This is a genomic window from Geobacillus sp. FSL W8-1251, assembly GCF_038005945.1.
Classification (GTDB): domain Bacteria; phylum Bacillota; class Bacilli; order Bacillales; family Anoxybacillaceae; genus Geobacillus; species Geobacillus stearothermophilus.
Genome location: NZ_JBBOUF010000001.1, coordinates 1,561,349 through 1,584,087, shown reverse-complemented (window position 1 = coordinate 1,584,087; position 22,739 = coordinate 1,561,349). Strand labels below are relative to the sequence as shown.

24 protein-coding genes are annotated in these 22,739 nt (G+C 52.7%); all 24 read left to right on the top strand.

The window, feature by feature from the left end:
• The first annotated feature begins 17 nt into the window (after positions 1-17).
• The 24 genes from NSS88_RS08360 to NSS88_RS08245 all read left to right on the top strand — a co-directional run bounded on the left by NSS88_RS08360 (position 18) and on the right by NSS88_RS08245 (position 22,686).
• Positions 18-788 (top strand): TatD family hydrolase, encoded by a 771-nt coding sequence (locus tag NSS88_RS08360; protein ID WP_033009004.1) that lies wholly within the window; start codon positions 18-20, stop codon positions 786-788.
• Positions 789-985: 197 nt separating this feature from the next.
• Positions 986-2,191, top strand: coding sequence for a G5 and 3D domain-containing protein (locus NSS88_RS08355; RefSeq protein ID WP_049624436.1), 1,206 nt, complete (start codon positions 986-988; stop codon positions 2,189-2,191).
• A gap of 258 nt (positions 2,192-2,449) precedes the next feature.
• Positions 2,450-3,013 carry a ribonuclease M5 gene (gene rnmV, locus NSS88_RS08350; RefSeq protein ID WP_033009000.1) on the top strand — a complete coding sequence of 188 codons (564 nt, stop codon included), beginning with the start codon at positions 2,450-2,452 and terminating at the stop codon, positions 3,011-3,013.
• Entirely contained in the window at positions 3,006-3,887 is an 882-nt protein-coding gene (gene rsmA, locus NSS88_RS08345) for a 16S rRNA (adenine(1518)-N(6)/adenine(1519)-N(6))-dimethyltransferase RsmA (protein ID WP_033008999.1), read from the top strand. Before rnmV ends, rsmA begins: the two co-directional genes overlap by 8 nt.
• A 92-nt stretch (positions 3,888-3,979) precedes the next feature.
• Entirely contained in the window at positions 3,980-4,876 is an 897-nt protein-coding gene (gene yabG, locus NSS88_RS08340; protein WP_033014209.1) for a sporulation peptidase YabG, read from the top strand.
• A 183-nt stretch (positions 4,877-5,059) separates the two neighbouring features.
• The gene (gene veg / locus NSS88_RS08335; RefSeq protein ID WP_033008996.1) at positions 5,060-5,317 is read left to right on the top strand and encodes a biofilm formation stimulator Veg; all 258 of its coding nucleotides are present in this window, start codon (positions 5,060-5,062) and stop codon (positions 5,315-5,317) included.
• 193 nt (positions 5,318-5,510) lie between these two features.
• Positions 5,511-5,690, top strand: coding sequence for a small, acid-soluble spore protein, alpha/beta type (locus tag NSS88_RS08330; protein ID WP_011886605.1), 180 nt, complete (start codon positions 5,511-5,513; stop codon positions 5,688-5,690).
• Between the two features lie 224 nt (positions 5,691-5,914).
• Positions 5,915-6,787, top strand: a complete 873-nt coding sequence (ispE, locus tag NSS88_RS08325) for a 4-(cytidine 5'-diphospho)-2-C-methyl-D-erythritol kinase (protein WP_033008994.1) — start codon at positions 5,915-5,917, stop codon at positions 6,785-6,787.
• 55 nt (positions 6,788-6,842) lie between these two features.
• On the top strand, positions 6,843-7,664 hold the full coding sequence (gene purR / locus NSS88_RS08320; RefSeq protein ID WP_033014206.1) for a pur operon repressor: 822 nt from the start codon (positions 6,843-6,845) through the stop codon (positions 7,662-7,664).
• 47 nt (positions 7,665-7,711) lie between these two features.
• Positions 7,712-8,086 (top strand): RidA family protein, encoded by a 375-nt coding sequence (locus NSS88_RS08315; protein ID WP_055358745.1) that lies wholly within the window; start codon positions 7,712-7,714, stop codon positions 8,084-8,086.
• 127 nt (positions 8,087-8,213) lie between these two features.
• A complete protein-coding gene (gene spoVG / locus NSS88_RS08310; RefSeq protein WP_003247437.1) occupies positions 8,214-8,504 on the top strand; it encodes a septation regulator SpoVG in 291 nt (96 codons plus the stop codon).
• 470 nt (positions 8,505-8,974) lie between these two features.
• Positions 8,975-10,351 carry a bifunctional UDP-N-acetylglucosamine diphosphorylase/glucosamine-1-phosphate N-acetyltransferase GlmU gene (gene glmU, locus NSS88_RS08305; protein ID WP_033008990.1) on the top strand — a complete coding sequence of 459 codons (1,377 nt, stop codon included), beginning with the start codon at positions 8,975-8,977 and terminating at the stop codon, positions 10,349-10,351.
• A 12-nt stretch (positions 10,352-10,363) separates the two neighbouring features.
• Positions 10,364-11,311: a ribose-phosphate diphosphokinase gene (locus tag NSS88_RS08300; protein WP_055358743.1), complete on the top strand. Its 948-nt coding sequence runs from the start codon at positions 10,364-10,366 to the stop codon at positions 11,309-11,311.
• Between the two features lie 77 nt (positions 11,312-11,388).
• Positions 11,389-12,021 (top strand): 50S ribosomal protein L25/general stress protein Ctc, encoded by a 633-nt coding sequence (locus tag NSS88_RS08295; RefSeq protein ID WP_049626432.1) that lies wholly within the window; start codon positions 11,389-11,391, stop codon positions 12,019-12,021.
• 60 nt (positions 12,022-12,081) lie between these two features.
• Positions 12,082-12,642 (top strand): aminoacyl-tRNA hydrolase, encoded by a 561-nt coding sequence (pth, locus tag NSS88_RS08290; protein WP_033008986.1) that lies wholly within the window; start codon positions 12,082-12,084, stop codon positions 12,640-12,642.
• A gap of 102 nt (positions 12,643-12,744) precedes the next feature.
• Entirely contained in the window at positions 12,745-12,975 is a 231-nt protein-coding gene (locus NSS88_RS08285; RefSeq protein ID WP_049624440.1) for an anti-sigma-F factor Fin family protein, read from the top strand.
• 88 nt (positions 12,976-13,063) lie between these two features.
• Positions 13,064-16,597, top strand: a complete 3,534-nt coding sequence (mfd, locus tag NSS88_RS08280; RefSeq protein ID WP_341083976.1) for a transcription-repair coupling factor — start codon at positions 13,064-13,066, stop codon at positions 16,595-16,597.
• Between the two features lie 228 nt (positions 16,598-16,825).
• A complete protein-coding gene (gene spoVT, locus NSS88_RS08275) occupies positions 16,826-17,362 on the top strand; it encodes a stage V sporulation protein T (RefSeq protein WP_033014196.1) in 537 nt (178 codons plus the stop codon).
• A gap of 320 nt (positions 17,363-17,682) precedes the next feature.
• Entirely contained in the window at positions 17,683-19,239 is a 1,557-nt protein-coding gene (locus NSS88_RS08270) for a putative polysaccharide biosynthesis protein (protein ID WP_232854442.1), read from the top strand.
• A 6-nt stretch (positions 19,240-19,245) separates the two neighbouring features.
• The gene (mazG, locus tag NSS88_RS08265) at positions 19,246-20,706 is read left to right on the top strand and encodes a nucleoside triphosphate pyrophosphohydrolase (protein ID WP_033008979.1); all 1,461 of its coding nucleotides are present in this window, start codon (positions 19,246-19,248) and stop codon (positions 20,704-20,706) included.
• Positions 20,707-20,719: 13 nt separating this feature from the next.
• A complete protein-coding gene (locus NSS88_RS08260; protein WP_033008978.1) occupies positions 20,720-21,001 on the top strand; it encodes an RNA-binding S4 domain-containing protein in 282 nt (93 codons plus the stop codon).
• A gap of 362 nt (positions 21,002-21,363) precedes the next feature.
• Positions 21,364-21,669 (top strand): sporulation protein YabP, encoded by a 306-nt coding sequence (gene yabP / locus NSS88_RS08255; RefSeq protein WP_033008977.1) that lies wholly within the window; start codon positions 21,364-21,366, stop codon positions 21,667-21,669.
• Positions 21,666-22,298 carry a spore cortex biosynthesis protein YabQ gene (yabQ, locus tag NSS88_RS08250; RefSeq protein ID WP_049624443.1) on the top strand — a complete coding sequence of 211 codons (633 nt, stop codon included), beginning with the start codon at positions 21,666-21,668 and terminating at the stop codon, positions 22,296-22,298. The genes yabP and yabQ overlap by 4 nt, the downstream gene beginning before the upstream one ends.
• 16 nt (positions 22,299-22,314) lie before the next feature.
• Positions 22,315-22,686: an FtsB family cell division protein gene (locus NSS88_RS08245; protein ID WP_121649987.1), complete on the top strand. Its 372-nt coding sequence runs from the start codon at positions 22,315-22,317 to the stop codon at positions 22,684-22,686.
• The last annotated feature ends 53 nt before the right edge of the window (positions 22,687-22,739 follow it).

The following is a 22,739-nucleotide window of genomic DNA, read 5'->3' as shown; positions in this document are numbered from 1 at the left end:
GAAAAGAGGGACTTCGTATGCTTTTTGACACTCATGCTCATTTGAACGCCGTCCAATATGAGGAAGACTTGGAGCAAGTGATCGAGCGCGCCCGCGCTGAAGGAGTTTCGCACATCGTGGTTGTCGGGTTTGACCGGCCGACGATTGACCGGGCGATCGAGCTCGCTGAGCGATATCCGTTTATTTATGCAGCGGTCGGCTGGCATCCGGTCGATGCGATTGATATGACCGATGACGACTTGGAGATGATTGAACAGCTCGCCGCCCATCCGAAAGTGGTGGCCCTCGGCGAGATGGGACTCGATTACCATTGGGACAAATCGCCGAAAGACGTGCAGCAAGACGTTTTCCGCCGGCAAATCGCGCTGGCGAAAAAAGTGAAGCTGCCGATCATCATCCATAACCGTGAGGCAACAGCCGATATTTTAAAAATTTTGCAAGAGGAAAACGCTGCTGAAGTCGGTGGGATTATGCATTGTTTCAGCGGCAGCGTTGAGGTGGCCAAACAATGCATTGACATGAACTTTTTCATTTCCCTTGGCGGCCCGGTCACGTTTAAAAATGCGAAAAAGCCGAAAGAAGTGGCGAAAGAAATTCCGCTCCGCCATTTGTTAATCGAGACGGATTGCCCGTATTTAACGCCTCACCCTTTCCGTGGAAAACGAAATGAGCCGAGCTATGTCAAATACGTTGCCGAGGCCATCGCGGAAATTAAAAACGTTTCTTTTGCCGAAGTAGCGGAAACAACGGCGGAAAATGCCAAAAAATTGTTCGCCATCGACCGCTAAAATTAGGCGTCGAATAGCGGGGAGGCTTGTCGAAGGTGCGGCGAAGACGATAAAATTCTACAAATTCAGCCGATATGAACCAACCGCGTGTCGACAAGTCTTCCTTCCTTTTTCACTGAATTTTCCGCATAATAGAGTATGCTCGCGCGTACATGTTAGAGGGAGAGGGGATTTCAGAGGAAAAGGAGGCGTTTCCGATGTTGCCAAACAGGAGAAAGTGGCTGGACTTATGGAGGAAAAATGCGACCGTTACGGCGAGCGGATTTCTCGCCATCTCGGCAACCACAGGGGTGGCCGGCTACGAGATGGCCAAAGATGATGTAACACTCACGATCAACGGAAAAAAGCAGGAAATCTGCACTTATGCGAAGGATGTGGAGGAACTGCTTGAGGAACAAGGCATTCAGCCTCGCAAGGAAGATTACGTCTATCCGTCTCTAAATACACCGATCACCGACGATCTTCACATCATTTGGGAAGCAAGCAAAGAAGTGACATTGACGATCGATGGAAAAAAGAAAAAAATATGGACGACGGCCGATACGGTCGGGGAATTGCTCCGTTCGCAACACGTGGCAGTCGGGCCGCATGACAAAGTGGCGCCGTCGCTTTCCGCCAAAGTTCAAAAAGGCATGAACATCGGCATTGAAAGGGCGTTTCCGGTTCGTCTAAATGTCGGCGGCAAACAGCAACAGGTATGGACCACTTCGACTACGGTCGCTGACTTTTTGAAACAGCAAGGGATCCCGTTGGGCCAATGGGACCGAATTGAACCTTCCTTGCAAGAAACAGTCAAAGCTGGGATGACGGTTTACATCGTTCGGATTAAAAAAGTCACCGATGTAGTGGAAGAGCCCGTCGACTTTGCCGTGGTGACGAAGCGGGACGATTCGCTGCCAAAAGGAGAGCGGCGCGTCATTGCACCCGGGGAAAAGGGAAAAATCGAAAAAACGTATGAAGTGACATTGGAAAACGGCAAAGAAGTGGCGCGCAAATTGCTGGCGACAAGAACGATAAAAGAGAGCAAACCGCGCATTGTCGCCATTGGCACTAAAACGGTGCACCCGGTTGCATCATCCGGCCGGCCGTCCTCGCGCGGCGCCGATCAAGCCGCGAAGGAGTTTTACGTCACCGCCACCGCCTATACCGCCTATTGTGAGGGTTGCTCAGGCATAACGAGAACAGGCATCAATTTGCGCCAAAATCCTTCCGTCAAAGTGATTGCCGTCGACCCGTCCATCATCCCCCTCGGGTCGAAGGTGTATGTGGAAGGATACGGATATGCTATTGCCGCTGACACCGGCTCAAGCATTCGCGGATATAAAATCGACGTGTTTTTCCCGGAACGGTCGGATGCGTTTGGTTGGGGCAGAAAGCGTGTCAAAATACGGGTGCTGCCATAGAAAGGCGATTGGAGAATGCAAGCGGAGGGGTTTTTCCCCTCTGCTTTTTTTCGCTATAATGGCATTGGGCCGCAACAATGCGCGTATTGCTCCATCTGTCTAATTAGACTTCTGATGCAGAAAAAAGTTTCAACAAAGTTGAAAAAATAAAATAGGGGCATGGAGCGGCGGCGGTTCGCTCTACCCTTTATTTTACCGGAAAGGAGGCATTGCAGAAATAGGAAAAATCGCTCATTCCGCTGTTTCTGCAATGATGGGATGAAGATTAAAGAAGTGATTGTCGTGGAAGGGAAAGATGATACAGCGGCGATCCGGCGCGCCGTTGATGCCGATACGATCGAAACAAACGGGGCGGCGGTGGGGGCGGAAGTCATCGAACGGATCAAGCTGGCGAAAGAGCGGCGCGGGGTGATCATCTTCACCGATCCCGACTTCCCCGGCGAGAAAATCCGCCGCACGATTGCCGAGCAAGTGCCGGGATGCAAACACGCCTTTTTGCCGCGCGAAGCCGCGAAAGCGAGAAGTGGGAAGGGCATTGGGGTCGAGCACGCTTCCCCCGACGACATTCGCCAGGCGCTTGCGAACGTGTATGAAGAGACAGCCGATTGGGAAGAAGAAATTACGTTTGCAGAATTGATTGAAGCCGGACTGGTTGGCGGGGAGATGGCGCGCCGGCGCCGGCAGCGGCTCGGGGAGGAGCTGAAAATCGGTTATGCCAACGGCCGACAGTTTCATAAGCGGCTGAAAGTGTTCCGCATTTCCCGAGACGCCTTTTACGCCGCGCTGGCGCAAGTGATGCGGGAGGAGGCGGGCGATGCATAAAGACATTGCAACACCGGGGCGGACGAAAGAAATTTTGGAGCGGTATGGTTTTTCGTTTAAAAAAAGCCTCGGACAAAACTTTTTGATTGACGCGAACATTTTGCGGAAAATTGTTGATGCTGCCGGCGTCTCCAGCGATACGGGGGCGATTGAAATCGGACCCGGCATCGGGGCGTTGACCGAACAGCTCGCACGGCGGGCAAAAAAGGTCGTCGCCTTTGAAATCGATGGCCGGCTGCTGCCGATTTTGGCGGATACATTGTCCCCCTACGACAATGTGCGCATTATTCACCAAGATGTGTTGAAGGCGGATTTGCATGCGGTCATTGCGGAAGAGCTGGCCGATGTGAACGACCGGATGGTGGTCGCTAACTTGCCGTATTATGTGACCACACCGATCATTATGAAGCTGCTTACCGACCGGCTCCCAATCCGCGGCATCGTCGTCATGCTGCAAAAAGAGGTGGCCGACCGCCTCGCTGCCAGGCCGGGAACGAAAGATTACGGCTCGCTGACGATTGCTGTGCAGTATTACACAGAGGCGGAAGTCGTGATGGCGGTGCCGCGCACCGTGTTTATGCCGCAGCCAAACGTCGATTCCGCCGTCATCCGGCTGACGAAACGGGCCCATCCGCCTGTCGCTGTTGAGGATGAGGATGTGTTTTTCCAAGTGGTGCGGGCGAGCTTTGCTCAGCGCCGCAAAACGCTGCTCAATAATTTAGTGAGCAGCTTGCCAGGCGGAAAAGAGAACAAAGAACAAATCGAACAGGCGCTTGCTGCGGTGGGCATCGATCCGCGCCGCCGCGGGGAAACGCTTCATATAACCGAGTTTGCCTCGTTAAGCAACGCATTGGCGCCGCTTTTTCGCCGTTGAGGCCGCAGCAGTTGAAAACAGGCGTCTATCACCTATTGTCCGCGTCTGCATATCGTATGGATGACAACGATTATGCAATGGAGTGAGCGGTGATGGACGTCAAAATCGGCGATATTGTCGCCCGCAAGTCTTACCAATGCGACGTATTGTTCCGCGTCATTGACCTTAAAGAAAAGAACGGGGAATGGGAAGCCATTTTATATGGCGAGGACGTGCGGCTTGTGGCCGACGCCCCGTGCAGCGACTTGGTCATTATCGATGAGCGGGGGCAACAAGAACGAAAAAGGCGGGAAATCGAACTGATTGAACAGTCATACTGGCTGTTTCGCCAAGATTATCAGATGATCAAGCAAAAAGTCGAGTATCGGGCAACCGGCGGGTACCGGGTGGAGAAAGATTTTTTTCAAATTCCGGGATGCGTCCTTCATTTGGACGGCGACCCGTTATATTTGCGCAAATGCATGGATTTGTATGAACGGATTGGGGTGCCGGTGCACGGCGTTTACTGTGAGGAAAGCGAGATGCCGGAAAAAGTCGGCTCCTTGATTGAGCAGTTTCGTCCGGATATTTTAGTCATTACCGGTCATGACTCGTATTCAAAGTCAAAAGGGAAGCTTCATGATTTGAAAGCGTACCGCCATTCACGCCATTTTGTTCAAACAGTGAAAGAAGCGCGCAAAAAAGTGCCGCATCTCGATCAGCTCATCATTTTCGCCGGCGCCTGCCAATCGCATTTTGAATCGCTCATCCGCGCGGGGGCGAATTTTGCCAGTTCGCCGGCGCGGGTCAACATTCACGCCTTAGATCCGGTTTATATCGTTTCTCGTCTCAGTTTTACCCCGTTTACGGAAACGGTCGATGTGTGGGATGTGCTTCGCAACACGCTGACCGGGGAAAAAGGGCTGGGTGGAGTCGAGACGAAAGGTGTGCTCCGCACCGGGATGCCGTTTCGCCTGATCGAAGAACGGGGGGAAAACCGCCGCAATTGACGGGCGGTTTTTTTATGTCTTTCGCCATATTTTTTACAAAAAAGTTCCACAAGGTACATAAAAAGAAGGATATTGTAGAAAAATATTCATTGACAGCAATAAAAACACGCTGATATAATTTTTATTTTTTTTGACTTTGAAGACCATCTTTGTTATAATTGCAAATAGTGAGGTGGATGACGAATGCCAAAAACTTTATCCGATATTAAAAAAGCGCTGGACTCTAATATCGGGAGACGTTTAACGTTGCGGGCCAACGGCGGACGCAGAAAAATGATCGAGCGTTGCGGCATTTTGGCGGAGACTTACCCATCGGTATTTGTCATTGAACTGGATCAAAAAGAAAACTCGTTTGAACGTGTATCGTTCAGCTACGCCGACGTGTTGACAGAGACCGTAAAGCTGACGTTTTGGGACGATGAGCAAGCAGGGGGGCAGTAGACAAATTTGTTTGCTGCTTTTTGTTTTGTCATAAATAGGCGGACATAAAGCCGCCTTCCCCACTTCATACTAAAACTGCCGCAGCCGCCTTTCATCTGCCCCATGACCAGGCGGGTCAGCCGGCTGTTGCGCCGGCGGGTTGCACAACGTTTCGCGCCTTAACGCCAACGAACATGGAAAGGGGTTGCTGACATTGGGTCGACGCCGCGGGGTTATGTCGCAACGCTTAAAAGAAGAGCTGGCAAAAGAGCTGGGCTTTTACGATGTCGTGCAGCGTGAAGGGTGGGGAGCCATCCGCGCGAAAGACGCAGGAAACATGGTAAGATTGGCGATTGAACGGGCGGAACGGCAGCTGGCCGGAAAAACGGAATAGCGCCGGCGGCGATGGCGCGCTGCGGCAAGGGTGCCCTAGCAGGGGCGCCCTTTTTACATATATCGTTTGGCGACGGCACCAGGACATGTTAATATGGTAAAATGGATTGATGAAAAAAGCACGAATGTCACGCGGGAAAACGCTGAAAATAGGAAACAACGGGCGGATAGGCGGCTGGCCAGAAGCCGTTTATCATCAATGTGCGTGGAAGTAGGTGAAGATGAGTGAGGCTGTCGATCAAAGCGCCGGCAAAAATTAATTTATCACTTGATGTTCTTTATAAACGCCCCGATGGTTACCATGAAGTGAAAATGGTGATGACGACGATCGATTTGGCGGACCGCATTGAGCTTATTCCGCTTCCTGAGGAGGATGTGATCCGCATTGTGTCGCAAAACCGCTTTGTGCCGGATGATTGCCGCAATTTGGCGTACCAGGCGGCGAAACTGATGAAGGAGACGTTTTCGATCCGCCAAGGGGTGGCCATTTCGATTACGAAGCATATTCCGGTGGCGGCCGGCCTGGCAGGGGGAAGCAGCGACGCGGCCGCAACGTTGCGCGGGCTCAACAAGCTTTGGCAGCTCGGATTGACCGTCCGGGAATTGGCTGAGCTTGGTGCGCAAATCGGCTCGGATGTTGCGTTTTGCGTCTACGGCGGAACAGCTGTGGCGACCGGGCGTGGCGAAATCATCACCCCCATCCCGTCGCCGCCGCCATGCTGGGTGGTGTTGGCCAAGCCCCCAATTGGCGTGTCGACGGCCGATGTGTACCGAAATTTGCAGCTTGAGCATGTCTGCCATCCGGATGTCGATGCAATGGTGAAAGCGATCGAACGGCAAGATTATGAGGGCATTTGCCGGTTGGTCGGCAACGTGTTGGAGGAAGTGACCTTAAAAAAATATCCGGAAGTTGCGCATATTAAAGAGCAAATGAAACGGTTCGGAGCTGATGCGGTGCTGATGAGCGGAAGCGGGCCGACAGTGTTTGGGCTGATCGAGCATGATTCGAGAATGCAGCGGGTGTATAACGGACTGCGGGGCTTTTGCGATCAAGTGTTTGCGGTCAGGCTGTTGGGGGAGCGGCATTCGCTTGATTAAACACGTACATTTTTGTTAAAATAAATTTATAATATTCGGTTTTAGGAGGTCGGCTATGAAGCTTAGGCGAAGCGGCCGTTTAGTCGATATGACGCATTATCTTCTCGAACGGCCACATCAGCTCATTCCGCTGACGTTTTTTGCCGATCGGTACGAATCGGCCAAATCATCGATCAGCGAAGACTTGACGATTATTAAACAAACGTTTGAGCGGCAAGGAATCGGGACGGTTCGGACGCTGCCCGGCGCGGCCGGCGGCGTGCAATACATTCCGAAAATGGCTGCCGGGGAGGCGGAGGAAGTGATCGCCTATTTGTGCGAGCAATTGTCGCGCCCGGACCGGCTTCTTCCCGGCGGATATTTGTATATGACCGACATTCTTGGCGACCCCCGTATTATGAACAAAATCGGCCGCCTTTATGCCTCGATGTTTGCCGACCGTCCGGTGGATGTCGTTATGACCATTGCCACCAATGGAATTCCGCTCGCATATGCGATCGCCAATTTTTTGTATGTGCCGGTTGTGATTGTCCGCCATGACAATAAAGTGACGGAAGGGCCGATGGTGAGCATCAACTACGTATCCGGCTCGTCCAAACGCATCCAAACAATGGTTTTGTCGAAGCGCAGCCTGGCGGAGGGAGCCAACGTGCTGATTGTCGATGACTTCATGAAAGCGGGCGGCACGATCAACGGTATGGTCAGCTTATTGCAAGAGTTTAACGGTAACGTCTCCGGCATCGGTGTGCTCGTTGAGTCTGAGGAAGCAAAAGAGCGGCTTGTCGACGAGTACATCTCGCTCGTCAAACTGTTGGCGGTGGACGTGAAAGAAAAGCGGATCGCCGTCAAGGAAGGCAATTACAAAGCGTTTTTTTAGGCAGCCTGCTGCCTGATTATAAAACTTTAGAAAGGGGATTTCTTTCAATGAAAAAAGTGGAAACGACCAATGCGCCGCAAGCGATCGGCCCGTATTCGCAAGCGATCATCGTCAACAATATGGTTTACAGCTCTGGGCAAATTCCGCTCACTCCAGAGGGGGAAATGGTAAAAGGCGACATTCAGGCGCAGACGCATCAAGTGTTTCAAAATTTGAAAACAGTGCTGGAAGCCGCCGGTGCCTCACTCGACACAGTCGTGAAAACAACCGTTTTTTTAAAAAGCATGGATGATTTTGCGGCCATGAACGAAGTGTACAGTCAATATTTCCCGAACCATAAACCAGCGCGCTCATGCGTTGAGGTGGCTCGGCTGCCGAAAGACGCCCTAGTTGAAATCGAAGTCGTTGCCCTCGTGCGATAAAGAGGGGCGCATCCATCTTTTCCCTTGCTGAAATTTAGAAAAAATTTTTTGAAAAAGGAAGGAAATTGCCGAAAGGCGTGGAATTAATTACATCGAGTCTTATATAGGGGAAAAGGTGGTGAACATAATGGAAGTGACAGACGTAAGATTACGCCGCGTCAACACCGAAGGACGGATGAAAGCGATCGCCTCCATTACGTTGGACAATGAGTTCGTTGTCCATGACATCCGCGTCATTGACGGGAATAACGGCTTGTTTGTCGCGATGCCAAGCAAGCGTACACCGGACGGGGAGTTCCGCGATATCGCGCATCCGATCAACTCCGCTACGCGCGGAAAAATTCAAGAGGCGATCTTAGCTGAGTACCACCGCCTCGGGAAGCTGGAAGAAGAACTTGAAGAAGCGGGCGCTTCGTAAACATATGAAAGGGGGCTTAGGTGAAATTCACCAAGCTCCTTATTTTTTGCCATCCGCATTGTTTCCTTGAAAAGTGCTGTTGATTCATATATATTCAATTATGGGCGAACTACTCCCACTTCGCTTTGCTTGAAGAGGGAGCTTCTCAGTTCCATGACGAAAGGCATTTTTTCGTCTCCCTGAGCGTCACTTCGGGTCGTCCCAACCCTGGTTCGACGATTTGGGGTTTTTTTCGCGCCTTTGAATATGGTACGCATGGAAGGCTTCGCTTGTTTTCGCATTGAATGTTCTCCATGCAACTCGCTATATCTAAGTTTACAAAGAACATGATATACATTGATTTGATTATGTGTTTTGGCTGATGCCACCGGCATTCCCCCGCTGGTCGTGGGGCTTCGTCTTTCACGCGCTTGAAGCGGGGGGATCTTCTCTTGGGACTATGATTAAAAGGATAATTGGAGGCTTTTCACATGAAGCGATATGCGGTCGTTTTGGCGGCCGGACAAGGAACGCGGATGAAGTCGAAGCAGTATAAGGTGCTTCATCCCGTTTGCGGCAAGCCAATGGTTCAGCACGTCATGGACCAAGTATCCAAACTTGGGGTGGAAAAAACCGTCACGGTCGTTGGATTTGGGGCGGAGCAGGTGAAAGAGCAGCTTGGCGCCCAATGCGAGTACGCATTGCAAGAGGAACAGCTTGGGACGGCGCATGCGGTGATGCAGGCAGCCCCATATTTGCAAGGCCTCGAAGGGGTGACGATCGTCGTCTGCGGAGACACGCCGCTCATCACAGCTGAGACGATGAAGGCGCTCGTCGAGCACCATTTGGCCGCCAAAGCGAAGGCGACGGTATTGACAGCCATCGCTGACGACCCGGCTGGATATGGCCGCATCGTCCGCAACAGTGCCGGCGGCGTTGAAAAAATTGTTGAACATAAAGATGCGAATGAAGAGGAACGGGCTATTCGCGAGATTAACACTGGAACGTATTGCTTTGACAACCAAACATTGTTTCAAGCGCTTACAAACGTGACAAACAACAACGCCCAAGGGGAATATTATTTAACCGACGTGATTGAAATTATCAAAGCGGGCGGCGGCACAGTATCCGCTTATCAGGCGCCGTCATTTGAGGAAACGATCGGGGTCAATGACCGCATCGCCCTTGCCGAGGCGGAGCGGATCATGCGCGAGCGCATTTGCCGCCGGCATATGGAAAACGGGGTTACGATCATCGACCCGGGCTGCACGTATATTTCCGCCGACGCGACGATTGGCCGCGATACGGTCATTTATCCCGGCACAGTCATCGAAGGCGAAACAGTGATCGGCGAGGATTGCACGATTGGACCGCATGCGGAAATTAAAAACTGTCATATCGGCCACCGCACGTCCATCCGCCATTCGGTCGCCCATGACAGCGAGATCGGCAACGATGTCACGATCGGCCCGTTCGCCCATATCCGCCCGCTGTCGAAAATTGATGACGAGGTGCGGATCGGCAATTTTGTCGAGGTGAAAAAATCGACGTTCGGCAAAGGAAGCAAAGCCTCGCATTTAAGCTATATCGGCGACGCGCAAGTCGGCGCCGATGTCAACCTTGGTTGCGGGTCGATTACCGTCAACTATGATGGCGTGCATAAGTATATGACCAAAATTGAAGACGGGGCGTTCATCGGCTGCAACGTCAACTTGATTGCCCCGGTTACGGTCGGCCGGGGCGCTTACGTCGCCGCCGGATCGACGATCACCGACGACGTTCCCGGCCGCGCCCTCGCCATCGCCCGCGCCCGGCAAGTCAATAAAGAACATTATGTTGATCGCCTGCCAGGCAAGAAAAAATCTTAATGGAGGTTTATCATGTCTGAATGCCAGCACCAACTAAAGTTGTTCGCCCTTAACTCGAACATGAGGCTAGCGAAAGAAATTGCGGAAATCATGGGGATCGAGCTTGGCAAATGTTCCGTTTCCCGCTTTAGCGACGGGGAGATCCAAATTAACATTGAGGAAAGCATCCGCGGCGCCGATGTATTTGTCATTCAATCGACGAGCGTCCCGGTCAATGAGCATTTAATGGAGCTGCTCATTATGATCGATGCGTTAAAGCGGGCGTCCGCGCGCACGATCAATATCGTCATCCCGTATTACGGCTATGCCCGCCAAGACCGGAAAGCGCGGGCGCGCGAGCCGATCACGGCCAAGCTGGTGGCGAACTTGCTTGAGACGGCCGGGGCGTCGCGCGTCATTACGCTTGATTTGCATGCCCCGCAAATCCAAGGGTTTTTTGATATCCCGATCGATCATCTAATGGGCGTGCCGATTTTGGCTGATTATTTTAAAAGCAGACAGTTGGATGACATTGTCGTTGTGTCCCCGGATCACGGCGGCGTAACGCGGGCGCGCAAACTCGCCGACCGTCTGAAAGCGCCATTGGCGATCATCGATAAACGCCGGCCGCGCCCGAACGCGGTGGAAGTGATGAACATTATTGGGCAAGTGAGCGGGAAAACGGCCATTTTGATTGACGACATGATCGACACGGCCGGCACGATTACGCTCGCGGCGAACGCTCTTGTTGAACATGGGGCGAAGGAAGTGTACGCGTGTTGCACCCATCCGGTGCTGTCTGGTCCAGCGATCGAGCGCATTCAAAGTTCCAAAATTAAGGAACTGGTCGTCACCAATTCGATTGCCTTGCCAGAAGAAAAGAAAATTGATAAAATTGTAGAGCTGTCGGTGGCGCCGCTCATTGCTGAAGCGATTACGCGCGTGTATGAAATGAAGTCTGTCAGCGTCCTGTTCGACTAACGCAAGAAAACATGTTTAGCCCTTCTTGTTTTAGGATAAAGTAGTCAATAGATTCTAATTCAGGAAGGTGAAGAAACATGGCGATTGTGTTGGAAGCGAAAGAACGCACAGACAAAAAACGTTCGACATTGCGGCGTATTCGTTCGCAAGGGGGCATTCCAGCGATTTTGTACGGCAAAAAAGTCGAAAACAAAATGATTTTTGTCAGCGCTGCTGAATTGGAGAAGGTGCTTCGTGAAGGTGGGCGCACGAGCTTGATAACATTGAAAGTCGGCGGCGACGACTATTCGGTGCTCTTGCGCGAGCTGCAGCGCGATCCGCTGCGCGGCGAGCTCCTTCACGCTGATTTTCAAGCGGTCGACATGTCGACAGAAGTCGATATTGACGTAGAAGTCCGATTGGTGGGCGAAGCGCCGGGGGTAAAAGACGGCGGCGTGTTGCAGCAAAACTTGCATGAGTTGTCGATCCGCGTCTTGCCGGCGAACATTCCGCCAGCGATTGAAGTGGACATCTCCGGTTTGCAAGTCGGCGATACCGTCACGGTTGGCGATGTGCAGACAGATGGAAAATTTGAAATTAACCATGAACCTTCCGAAGTGATTGCGACGATCTTGCCGCCGCAGCAGGAAGAGGAAATCCATAGCGGCGAGCAGCAAGAGTCGGGGCAGCCTGATGCCGAGGAAGGAAGAGAGACGACGCCAGAAAAGTGACAGACGTAACCGTTTCGGTTACGTCTTTTGTAGTATCATGCATAGAGAGGGGCGCAACGATTGAAGCTGTTTGTCGGGCTTGGAAATCCGGGCAAGGAATACGAGCAAACGCGGCACAACATCGGTTTTTTCGTCATTGATGAGCTGGCCAAACGTTGGGACGTTTCGTTGAAAACCGCCAAGTTCCGCGGCCTGTTCGGAACGGCGTCCGTTTCCGGCGAAAAAGTGGCATTATGCAAACCGTTGACATATATGAATTTATCAGGGGAATGTGTTCGCCCGCTCATCGATTACTATGGCATCGCCATTGAAGATGTCATTGTCATTTACGATGACCTCGATCTTCCGCCAGGAAAAATCCGTCTTCGCTTGAAAGGGAGCTCCGGCGGTCACAACGGTGTCAAATCGCTTATCCATCACCTCGGCACCGAGCAGTTTAAGCGCATTCGCATCGGCATCGGCCGGCCGGCCGGCGGGCAGCCGGTGGCGGATTATGTGCTCAGCCGTTTTACGGAGGAGGAGAAGCCGGCGGTCGCTGAAGCGGTTTTGCGGGCTGCCGATGCGTGCGAACAGGCGGTGGCGGCGCCGTTTACCCAGGTGATGAACGAGTTTAACAAGTGAATATTTTCCTCCAAACTGGTGCACAATGTGAGTACGGAAGGCATGGGGCGCCGGCTCCATCCGCCCTGCGGACGGAACAGCCCAGTGAGGAGGTTTGCTTCGATGGCATTGCATTACTATTGCCGCCATTGCGGCGCCAGAGTCGGAACTATTGAACAGGTATCCGTCTATAGCGAAAAGCTCGGATTCCACCATTTAACGGAAGAGGAACGGCTTGATATGATTTCGTACAAGCCGAACGGGGATATTCACGTCAAAACCATTTGCGAAGACTGTCAAGAAGTGTTGGCGCGAAATCCGGAGTGGCATCAATACGAAAAATTTATCCATTAGGCGCAGCTTTGGGCGACCAAAGCATTTTTATGTTTTGGCTGAACGCGGAAAGAGAAAGAAACTAGCATTGAGAGGAGGGAGAATAGGGGTGCTTTCATTGCATCGCTATTTAGCTGAGAACCAAGATGTTCGCACCATCATAGAAGGAATCCACGCCCGCCTGAAAGAACAGCTTGTCGCCGGGCTGTCGGGGTCGGCCCGGTCTGTTTTTGTTTCCACGCTTTATAAGGAAACGGGACGCCCGTTGCTCGTAGTGGCTTACAACTTGTTTCAGGCGCAAAAAATGTATGATGACCTCGTTTCGCTGCTCGGTCCGGACGAGGTGTTTCTGTATTCCGTCGATGAAGTGATCGCCGCCGAAATGGCAGTCGCCAGTCCGGAGCTGAAGGCACAACGCCTCGAAATTATGAACCATTGGGTGCAAGGCGGGAAGGGGATCGTCGTCTGTCCGGTCGCCGGCCTGCGGCGCTTGCTGCCGCCGCCATCGCTTTGGAAACAGTATTTGTTCACGTTCACGGTTGGACAAGAGCTGGATCTCGAGCAGTATAAACAGCGGTTTGTCCAAATGGGATACAAGCGGGTGGCAACTGTTTCCGCCCCTGGGGAGTTCAGCATCCGCGGCGGCATCGTGGATATTTATCCGCTCACGGCCGAGCTCCCGTACCGGATCGAGCTGTTTGATACGGAAATCGAATCGATTCGCACGTTCACCCCCGATGATCAGCGCTCGCACGGGCAAGTAGAGAGCATCGCCATCAGCCCAGCCGACGAAATCATTCTCGACGAGGGGACGCGGCAGCGGGGGATTGAACGAATTGAAGCCGGTTTGGCGGCCAGCCTCGAAAAAATGAAGGATGACGCCGCCAAGCAGCGGATGTACGAACAGATCCATGCCGAATTGGAACAGTTGCGCGAGGGCCGGGAAATCGAGCAACAATATAAATATATGTCCCTTTTCTATGAGAACGTTTCAAGTTTGCTAGATTATATGCCGGAAGACGGCGTGCTGCTGATGGATGAAATGAGCCGGTTGCAGGAGACGGCGGAGCGGCTCGACCGCGAAGAAGCGGATTGGTATACAAGCCTGCTTGACAGCGGGAAAATCATTCATGATGTGCCCATTTCACACTCACTTTCTGAATTGTTGAAAAAACATCGATTCCAGCGGGTTTATTTGTCCTTGTTTTTGCGCTATGCGCCTTATACCCATCCGCAAAATGTCGTCAATATTACGTGCAAGCAAATGCAAAACTTCCACGGACAAATGGCGCTTCTCCAGTCTGAAGTCGAGCGTTGGAAGAAAGCGAATTACGCCGTCGTCTTTTTGGCGCCGGATGCCGAACGGGCAAAAAGGCTGCAGTCAGTTTTGGAAGATTATGGGGTCGATGCAGCGCCGCTTCCGCCTGAGGCCGCACTGCTTTACGGCAAATGCCAACTTCTCGAAGGCGATTTAAATACAGGATTTGAGCTGCCGCTGCAAAAGCTGGCTGTTATTACGGAAGAGGAACTGTTTAAGAAGCGAGCGAAACGCCCGGTGCGCCGGCAAAAGCTGTCCAACGCCGAGCGGATCAAAAGCTACGCTGAACTGCAAGTCGGCGATTACGTCGTCCATGTCAACCACGGCATCGGAAAATATTTAGGCATCGAGACGTTAGAAATCAATGGAGTGCATAAAGACTACATCCATATCCAATATCAAGGCGGCGACACGCTGTACGTCCCGGTCGACCAAATGGATCAAGTGCAAAAGTACGTCGGTTCGGAAGGAAAAGAGCCGAAAATTTATAAGCTTGGCGGCTCGGAATGGAAAAAAGTCAAAAAGAAAGTGGAATCGTCTGTTCAAGATATCGCGGAAGATTTGATCAAGTTGTATGCCGAGCGCGAGGCGAGCAAGGGGTACGCGTTTTCGCCGGACACGGAAATGCAGCGCGAATTTGAGGCCGCGTTTCCATATCAAGAGACGGAAGACCAGCTCCGGTCGATTGAAGAAATTAAGCGCGATATGGAAAGCGAAAAGCCGATGGACCGCCTCCTTTGCGGCGATGTCGGCTACGGGAAAACGGAAGTGGCGCTGCGCGCGGCGTTTAAAGCCATTATGGACGGCAAGCAAGTCGCTTTTCTTGTGCCGACGACGATTTTGGCTCAGCAGCATTACGAAACGGTGCGTGAGCGGTTTCAAGGATTTCCGATTAACGTCGGGCTGCTCAACCGGTTCCGCACGAAAAAACAGCAGGCGGAGACGATCAAAGGGTTGAAAGACGGCACAATCGATATGGTCATTGGCACGCACCGGCTGCTGTCGAAGGATGTCAAGTTTAAGGATTTAGGGTTGCTCATCATCGACGAGGAGCAGCGGTTTGGCGTGGCGCATAAAGAAAAAATCAAGCAGCTGAAAGCGAATATCGACGTGCTCACCTTAACGGCGACGCCGATTCCGCGGACGCTTCATATGTCGATGATCGGCGTGCGCGATTTATCGATCATCGAGACGCCGCCGGAAAACCGGTTCCCGGTGCAGACGTATGTCATGGAGTATACGCCGGAGCTTGTCAAAGAGGCGATTGAACGTGAGCTCGCCCGCGATGGGCAAGTGTTTTTCCTCTACAACCATATTGAAGACATCGACTTGAAAGCGGAAGAAATCGCCCAGCTTGTCCCGGAAGCACGCGTCACGTTCGCGCACGGGCGGATGTCAGAAACCGAACTTGAATCAACGATTTTAGCGTTTTTGGAAGGACAATATGACGTGCTCGTGACGACGACGATTATTGAGACAGGCGTCGATATTCCAAACGTCAATACACTCATCGTGTATGATGCCGACCGGATGGGGCTGTCGCAGCTGTACCAGCTGCGCGGGCGCGTCGGCCGTTCGAACCGCGTTGCCTACGCGTATTTCACCTACCGGAAAGACAAAGTGCTGAATGAAACGGCGGAAAAACGGCTGCAAGCCATTAAAGAGTTCACCGAGCTTGGCTCCGGCTTTAAAATCGCCATGCGTGACTTGTCGATCCGTGGCGCCGGCAATATTCTCGGCGCTGAACAGCACGGCTTTATCGACTCGGTCGGATTTGACTTATATTCGCAAATGTTGAAAGAGGCGATCGAAAAACGGCGCGGCTTGAAACGGGAAGACGAGCGGCCGGAAGTGACGATCGACGTGGAAGTCGACGCCTACATTCCGGATGCCTACATTTCCGATGGGTTGCAAAAAATCGAGATGTACAAGCGGTTTAAAGCGGTCGAGACGCTCGAAGATGTTGAAGCGCTGCGCGAAGAGATGGTGGACCGCTTCGGCGATTATCCGGATGCCGTCGCCTATTTGCTGCAGATTGCCGAGATCAAAGCGCTGGCGAAACAGCTCGGTGTTGAATCGATTAAGCAACATAAGCAGCAAGTTGACATTCTATTCACTGAAGAAGCGTCGAAAACGGTGGAGATTCAGCGCTTGTCCGGCGTCGGCCGGCAGTACGGGCGCCTGTTTGGGTTTGGCATGGAGGGGGTGAAGCTGAAAATTGTGCTTTACATTAAGCAAATGAAAGCGCACGAGTGGCTGGCGATTTTATATGAGACGTTGAGGGAATTGTCCGAAGTGAAAAACGAAAAGTCGATCATCGCCTAGCTATAAAGAAAAAATGAGGCGTTATGTTCATTTTATACGTTTACGGTTTTGCTGATGTGGCGATAGTGAAGGATGGGCAATTTTATCTAAAATGGCCAAAATCACTTTCATCGTGCATAGAACGTGGATTGTGAAGGATACTAATGACAACAATGGTGAATTCCCCATTACAACAGGGTTCATCGGAGTATCCTTCAAATCCTAGATGAAAGTGAGGATATAAAAGGCATGAAAGCAACCGGTATTGTTCGTCGGATTGACGACTTAGGCAGGGTTGTAATTCCGAAGGAAATTCGCAGAACATTACGCATTCGCGAAGGAGATCCGCTCGAAATATTTGTCGATCGCGATGGAGAGGTCATTTTGAAAAAATATTCGCCGATCAGTGAGCTCGGCGACTTTGCCAAGGAGTACGCCGAGGCGCTGTTTGACAGCCTCGGACAGCCGGTGCTCATTTGCGACCGCGACGTATTTATTGCCGTTGCCGGTGTTTCGAAAAAAGAATACATGAACAAAAGCGTCAGCCCGTTAGTGGAGAGAGCCATGGAAGATCGCAACTCCGTTCTCCATACGGAGGAGGGCGAGGTCGAGCTGGTCGACGGGATGACGGAAACGTTGAAGTCGTATACGATCGGCCCGATTGTGGCCAACGGCGATCCGATTGGAGCCGTCATCATTTTATCGCGCGAGAAAACGCTCGGCGAAGTTGAACATAAAGCAGTGGAAACAGCGGCCAGCTTTTTGGCCCGGCAAATGGAACAATAAATGGAACGCAAAAAGAGGGTGTCCCAAAAGATCGGGACACCCTTTTTGATCGGGCCGCACATTTATCGTTGATGGGAGAAGGTCGGGATCTTTTCCTTTCTGCTTTGTCTGCAATGGGGTTGCTATGTTGGTTGGTCCGTTCCCGTTCCGCTGGACTGAGGCCATGGCCGATGGGCGGCTCCCGCTTTTGTCTCATCGCCTGCATTGCGCTATAATATCGAGCGTAGCCGTTTGTTGCGGTAATGTTGACGGTTTGTGCGGCCAGTGCTCTTGATGGACTGTTCGCCATCTGGCGCCATACAAGCGGGAGGAGAAGGGGCATGGGAAACGTATGGAAAGGTGCAGCTGCCTTGACTGCTGCCACTTTGCTTACGAAGCTGTTAAGCGCGCTCTACCGCATCCCGTATCAAAATATGGTCGGGGATGTCGGTTTTTATATTTACCAACAAGTTTACCCCATTTATGGAATCGTTGTCGCGCTGTCGCTGACCGGTTACCCGGTTGCCATTTCGAAGCTCATCGCTGAGCGGCTGGCGGCGCGGGACGAGGCGGGAGCGGCCGCTGTCGGCCGCATCGCGCTGCTGCTGTTGGGCGGGGCGGGAGCGGTGTTGTTTGCCGTGTTATATATAGGAGCCGGCGCCATTTCGTTATGGATGGGCGACAGGCAGCTTGAAGGGTTGGTGCGGGTGCTTTCATTTTCATGCTTATTCTTTCCGCTCATTGCGGTGTTGCGCGGCGTTTTTCAAGGGCGCCATGACATGGCGCCGACGGCAGTGTCCCAAGTCGGCGAGCAGACGGTGCGTGTGACGGCGATTTTAGGGTTGTCTTATTGGGCGATCAAGCGCGGCGCTGACGCCTATGCGTGCGGCATGGCTGCGGTCGGCGGGACGTTGGCGGGCATGGCGGCCGCGCTTCTCATCTTGCTCTTTTATCTGGTCCGGCGCGGACGGCAAAAACCGGCCGGGCATACGCCGCCCGGCTCGGTGCGACAGGCGGGATGGCATTTGCTTACAGTTGGAACGGTCATTTGTTTCACCAACATGGTGTTGACGCTTGTTCCGCTCGTCGACTCGTTTTTGTTCGTCCCGCTTCTCCAAGAAACCGGGCTGGAGTTGAATGAGGTGAAAGAGTTAAAAGGGGTGTACGACCGCGGCCAGCCGCTGATTCAGCTTGGCACGGCTGTCGGCACATCGCTTTCATTGGCGCTTGTTCCGTTCGTTTCCGGCATGCGGCGCGGGCGGGAGCCGTCCTTTCTGCACAGCATGTTGCCGATCCGGTTCGCCGCGGTCATCGGCGTCGGCGCTTCATCGGGGCTCATTTGCCTCATTCGCCCGATCAACACCATGCTGTTTGAAAACGACCGCGGTTCGTTGGTCCTTGCCGTCTTGTCCGCTTCTGTCTTTTTTGCGACGATGGCGTTGACTGCCTCCGCTTTATTGCAAGGAATGGGGAAAGAGTGGACAGCGGCGGCCAGCGTGGCGGCGGCTTTGGCAGGGAAAATCGTCCTTATGCGCTGGCTTGTGCCGTCGTTCGGCGCCCTTGGCGCCGCCTTGGCGACAACAGGGGCTTATGCGCTTATGGCAGGCTTCTTATACGTGCGTTTGCCGCGTGAATGCCGGTCAGCGCGCGCCCGAGTATGCATATATCCAATTGTGAAGGCGGCTGTCGCCATGATGGCGGTGCTGAAGTTGTATACATGGTTAATGGACGCTTCAGGCGGGGGACGCCTATGGGCGTCCGCCGAGGCGCTTGGCGGCGTCGTTCTCGGCGCGGCTGTCTATATCGCATGCATCGTGAGGGGGAGTGTATTTTCCGAACAAGAGTTGTCCGCTCTCCCGTTCGTTCACAAATTTCATTTACGATTAGGAAGCAGGTGATCAGCGGTGAATACGATTTATATTTTCGGCCTTGGCGCCGGGGATGTGGAGCAGCTGACGGTCGGCGTGTATCGAAAGCTAAAAAAGGCGCATCCGCTTTTTTTGCGGACGAAGGAGCATCCGGCGGCCGAAGGGCTTCAAGAAGAGGGCATCGCGTTTACATCGTTTGATGATGTTTACGAAAAGCATGAGCAATTTGCTGATGTATATGAAGAAATTGCCGGCACTCTCATCGAGCAGGCAAAACACGGGGATGTGTTTTACGCTGTCCCTGGCCATCCGCTTGTCGCCGAACGGACGGTGCAGCTGTTGTTGGAAGCGGAGCAACGCGGCGATTGCCGGGTGGTCATCGAGGGCGGGCAAAGCTTTTTAGATGCGTTGTTTACAGCGGTGCGCATTGATCCAATCGAGGGGTTCCAGCTGTTGGATGCGACCGCTTTCCAAGGGGACGAATGGTCGCCATCGCTGCATGCTGTCTTTTGCCAAGTGTACGACCCGTTCGTCGCTTCGAATGTGAAACTGTCGCTGATGGAACAGCTTCCGGACGACTATCCGGTCTATATTGTGACCGCGGCCGGGACGAAGAGCGAACAAGTGAAGCAAGTGCCGCTCTATGAATTGGACCGTCAGGCGGCGCTTGACAATTTAACGAGCGTCTATGTGCCGCCGGTCAAGGATGAGCCGCTGCTATACCATCGGTTTGAAACGTTGCGCCGCGTCATCGCGACGTTGAGAGGGCCGCACGGCTGCCCGTGGGACCGGAAGCAGACGCATGCGTCGCTGAAGCGGTACTTGCTTGAAGAGGCGTATGAGTTGCTTGAAGCCATTGACGATGATGACGATGACCATATGGTCGAAGAGCTCGGTGACGTGCTGCTGCAAGTGATGCTCCATGCCCAGATCGGCGCTGACCGTGGGATGTTTTCGATTGATGACGTCATCCGGACATTGACTGCGAAGATGATTCGCCGCCATCCGCACGTATTTGGCGATGCGACGGCTGAAACAGCTGAGCAAGTTACAGCGAACTGGGAAAAAATTAAGGAGAAGGAAAAAGGGACCGGCCGGCCAGCGTCGATTTTAGCGGATGTTCCAAAAAGCCTGCCGGGGACGATGCGGGCGTATGAGCTGCAGAAAAAAGCAGCAAACGTCGGCTTTGACTGGGACGATGCCGCTCCCATTTGGGAAAAGGTAGAGGAAGAAATGGCGGAGTTCCGGGCTGAAGCTTCGGGCGGCCGCCGCGCGGCGCTCGTCAGCGAGTTCGGCGACGTATTGTTTGCGCTTATCAACCTTGCCCGCTATTATGATATTCAGCCCGAAGAAGCATTGCAGATGGCGAACGACAAATTCGCCCGCCGCTTCGCCTACATTGAGGAGCAAGTGCGAAAAAGCGGCCGACCGATCACATCGTTCTCGCTCGCTGAGCTCGACCGCTTTTGGGAAGAAGCAAAAGAAAACGAACAGTAAGGGGGGAAAGGGCATGCGCCTTGATAAATTTTTAAAAGTATCCCGCCTCATTAAACGCCGCACATTGGCAAAAGAAGTCGCCGACCAAGGCCGGGTGTGGATCAACGGCCACGTCGCGAAGGCAAGTTCAGATGTAAAAATCGGCGATGAACTGACGATTCAGTTCGGGCAAAAACGGGTAACGGTAAAAGTGACTAGTGTAAAAGAAACGGTGAAAAAAGAAGAGGCAGCCGAAATGTACGAGCTCGTTCGCGAGGAACGGACGGCCCCTGATCCGGATCAAGGCGGCGTTTAACGGATTTCCGAAAGACGTCTCCTGTCTCAGGGAGCGCGAAGGGCGAAGCCTAGTGAATAGGGGGAAGTGAATTTCGGCCGGCAATCGCCAATTGAATATCATTCGGTTCTTGTTCGAACGGGCGCCTTCGGAACGAAGGGAAGCGTCAAGGATTCCTGTGCAGGGCTGCCGTTCAGCGGAGCACGCACAAGGCGCTGGAAGCCCCTGCCTCTAAGTGAAGCGCAGGCGGTGGGGGTTCACTTTGTCCTTAAGGCTTGTTCTAAACGATCCCCCGCTGACATACATATGGTACAGACAGCGGATGAGAAACAACGGGCGGCCTAGCCGGCTTTCATTCTAAATCGGAAATGCGGGGGATGAACATGAACCGACATGAGGAATTTGGCGGAAACACGAACAAAGGCCCGGTCCAAGAACACGACGTGATCATGCGCGGCCGGCGCCTCCTTGACATTACCGGGGTCAAACAAGTGGAAAGCTTTGACAATGAGGAGTTTTTGCTTGAGACGGTCATGGGTTTTTTGGCGATCCGCGGGCAGAATTTGCAAATGAAAAACTTAGATGTCGACAAAGGCGTCGTTTCGATTAAAGGGCGCATTTTTGACCTCGTTTACTTAGACGATCATCAGGAGAAGGCTAAAGGATTCTTTAGCAAGTTGTTCAAATGACCATCACCACACAGTTCCTCACCATGCTCGCGATGATTGGCATGGGGGGCTGGCTCGGCATGGCGCTGGACACGTACAATCGGTTTCTCAACCGGCGTGAACGGGCGCACTGGCTCGTTTTCGTGAACGATGTACTGTTTTGGGCGGTGCAGGCGCTTCTCGTATTTTATGTGTTGCTGCTCGTCAACAATGGCGAGCTTCGCTTTTATCTGTTTTTGGCGCTGTTGTGCGGCTATGCCGCCTATCAAAGCCTGCTCCGTTCGTTGTACGTTCGGGTGCTGGAATGGCTCATTCAGCTGGCGGTCAGAACCGGAAACATCATCGCCCAGCTGTTCCGTTACATCGTGATCCGCCCGCTCGTTCTTCTCGGGCAAATGGCGCTTGCGCTTCTTTTGTTTGCCTGGCGGCTTGTGATATGGATGGGACGATTTTTGTTGCTTGCGGTTTGGAAAGCCGTTGTTCTTCTGTTTGCCCCGTTTCGTTGGACGGGCATCGCCGTTTGGCGGCGGATTCCGCCGTCCCGCCGGGCCTGGGTGGAAAAATTTTTTCGCCGTTTGAAGGGATTTGCTGGACAAATCAAGAATACACAAGAGAAAATAGGCATGTGGCTGGCGAAATGGCGAAAGTAAAAGAGGTGCAAAGGCAATGAACATGCCCAGGAGAACAAACGTGACGAAGCTGGCATCGACGTATGCGGCCGAGCAGGAGGAGAAACAGCGGAGGGCGTCGCGAAGACGGCGAATTTTGGCCATCCGTTTTGCCTTTTGGTCGTTGCTGTTGGCCGTGGTCGCCTCCGTCCTTGTCTATGCTTTGCACCTGCATGCAAAGACGGTTGATGCGAAAAGGGCGGAAAAAGAAAGGTTGACCAAACAGCTTGCGGAACTGAAACGCCAGAAAAAGCAGATGAAAGAGGAAATGAAAAGGCTGCATGATGATGACTACATCGCTGAGCTGGCGCGAAAAAAATATTATTTGTCAAAGGATGGGGAAATTATTTTTGTGTTGCCCGAAAAGTAACAAATCCCTCCAATGCCCGTTCAATACGGGCATTCGTCATATTGACACTTATT

What these genes read in the sequence shown, in the direction of transcription:
- NSS88_RS08360 (WP_033009004.1), top strand. Translation starts at nt 18, where the DNA reads ATGCTTTTTGACACTCATGCTCATTTGAACGCCGTCCAATATGAGGAA.
- NSS88_RS08355 (WP_049624436.1), top strand. Translation starts at nt 986, where the DNA reads ATGTTGCCAAACAGGAGAAAGTGGCTGGACTTATGGAGGAAAAATGCG.
- rnmV (WP_033009000.1), top strand. Translation starts at nt 2,450, where the DNA reads ATGAAGATTAAAGAAGTGATTGTCGTGGAAGGGAAAGATGATACAGCG.
- rsmA (WP_033008999.1), top strand. Translation starts at nt 3,006, where the DNA reads ATGCATAAAGACATTGCAACACCGGGGCGGACGAAAGAAATTTTGGAG.
- yabG (WP_033014209.1), top strand. Translation starts at nt 3,980, where the DNA reads ATGGACGTCAAAATCGGCGATATTGTCGCCCGCAAGTCTTACCAATGC.
- veg (WP_033008996.1), top strand. Translation starts at nt 5,060, where the DNA reads ATGCCAAAAACTTTATCCGATATTAAAAAAGCGCTGGACTCTAATATC.
- purR (WP_033014206.1), top strand. Translation starts at nt 6,843, where the DNA reads ATGAAGCTTAGGCGAAGCGGCCGTTTAGTCGATATGACGCATTATCTT.
- NSS88_RS08315 (WP_055358745.1), top strand. Translation starts at nt 7,712, where the DNA reads ATGAAAAAAGTGGAAACGACCAATGCGCCGCAAGCGATCGGCCCGTAT.
- spoVG (WP_003247437.1), top strand. Translation starts at nt 8,214, where the DNA reads ATGGAAGTGACAGACGTAAGATTACGCCGCGTCAACACCGAAGGACGG.
- glmU (WP_033008990.1), top strand. Translation starts at nt 8,975, where the DNA reads ATGAAGCGATATGCGGTCGTTTTGGCGGCCGGACAAGGAACGCGGATG.
- NSS88_RS08300 (WP_055358743.1), top strand. Translation starts at nt 10,364, where the DNA reads ATGTCTGAATGCCAGCACCAACTAAAGTTGTTCGCCCTTAACTCGAAC.
- NSS88_RS08295 (WP_049626432.1), top strand. Translation starts at nt 11,389, where the DNA reads ATGGCGATTGTGTTGGAAGCGAAAGAACGCACAGACAAAAAACGTTCG.
- NSS88_RS08285 (WP_049624440.1), top strand. Translation starts at nt 12,745, where the DNA reads ATGGCATTGCATTACTATTGCCGCCATTGCGGCGCCAGAGTCGGAACT.
- spoVT (WP_033014196.1), top strand. Translation starts at nt 16,826, where the DNA reads ATGAAAGCAACCGGTATTGTTCGTCGGATTGACGACTTAGGCAGGGTT.
- NSS88_RS08270 (WP_232854442.1), top strand. Translation starts at nt 17,683, where the DNA reads ATGGGAAACGTATGGAAAGGTGCAGCTGCCTTGACTGCTGCCACTTTG.
- NSS88_RS08260 (WP_033008978.1), top strand. Translation starts at nt 20,720, where the DNA reads ATGCGCCTTGATAAATTTTTAAAAGTATCCCGCCTCATTAAACGCCGC.
- yabP (WP_033008977.1), top strand. Translation starts at nt 21,364, where the DNA reads ATGAACCGACATGAGGAATTTGGCGGAAACACGAACAAAGGCCCGGTC.
- yabQ (WP_049624443.1), top strand. Translation starts at nt 21,666, where the DNA reads ATGACCATCACCACACAGTTCCTCACCATGCTCGCGATGATTGGCATG.
- NSS88_RS08245 (WP_121649987.1), top strand. Translation starts at nt 22,315, where the DNA reads ATGAACATGCCCAGGAGAACAAACGTGACGAAGCTGGCATCGACGTAT.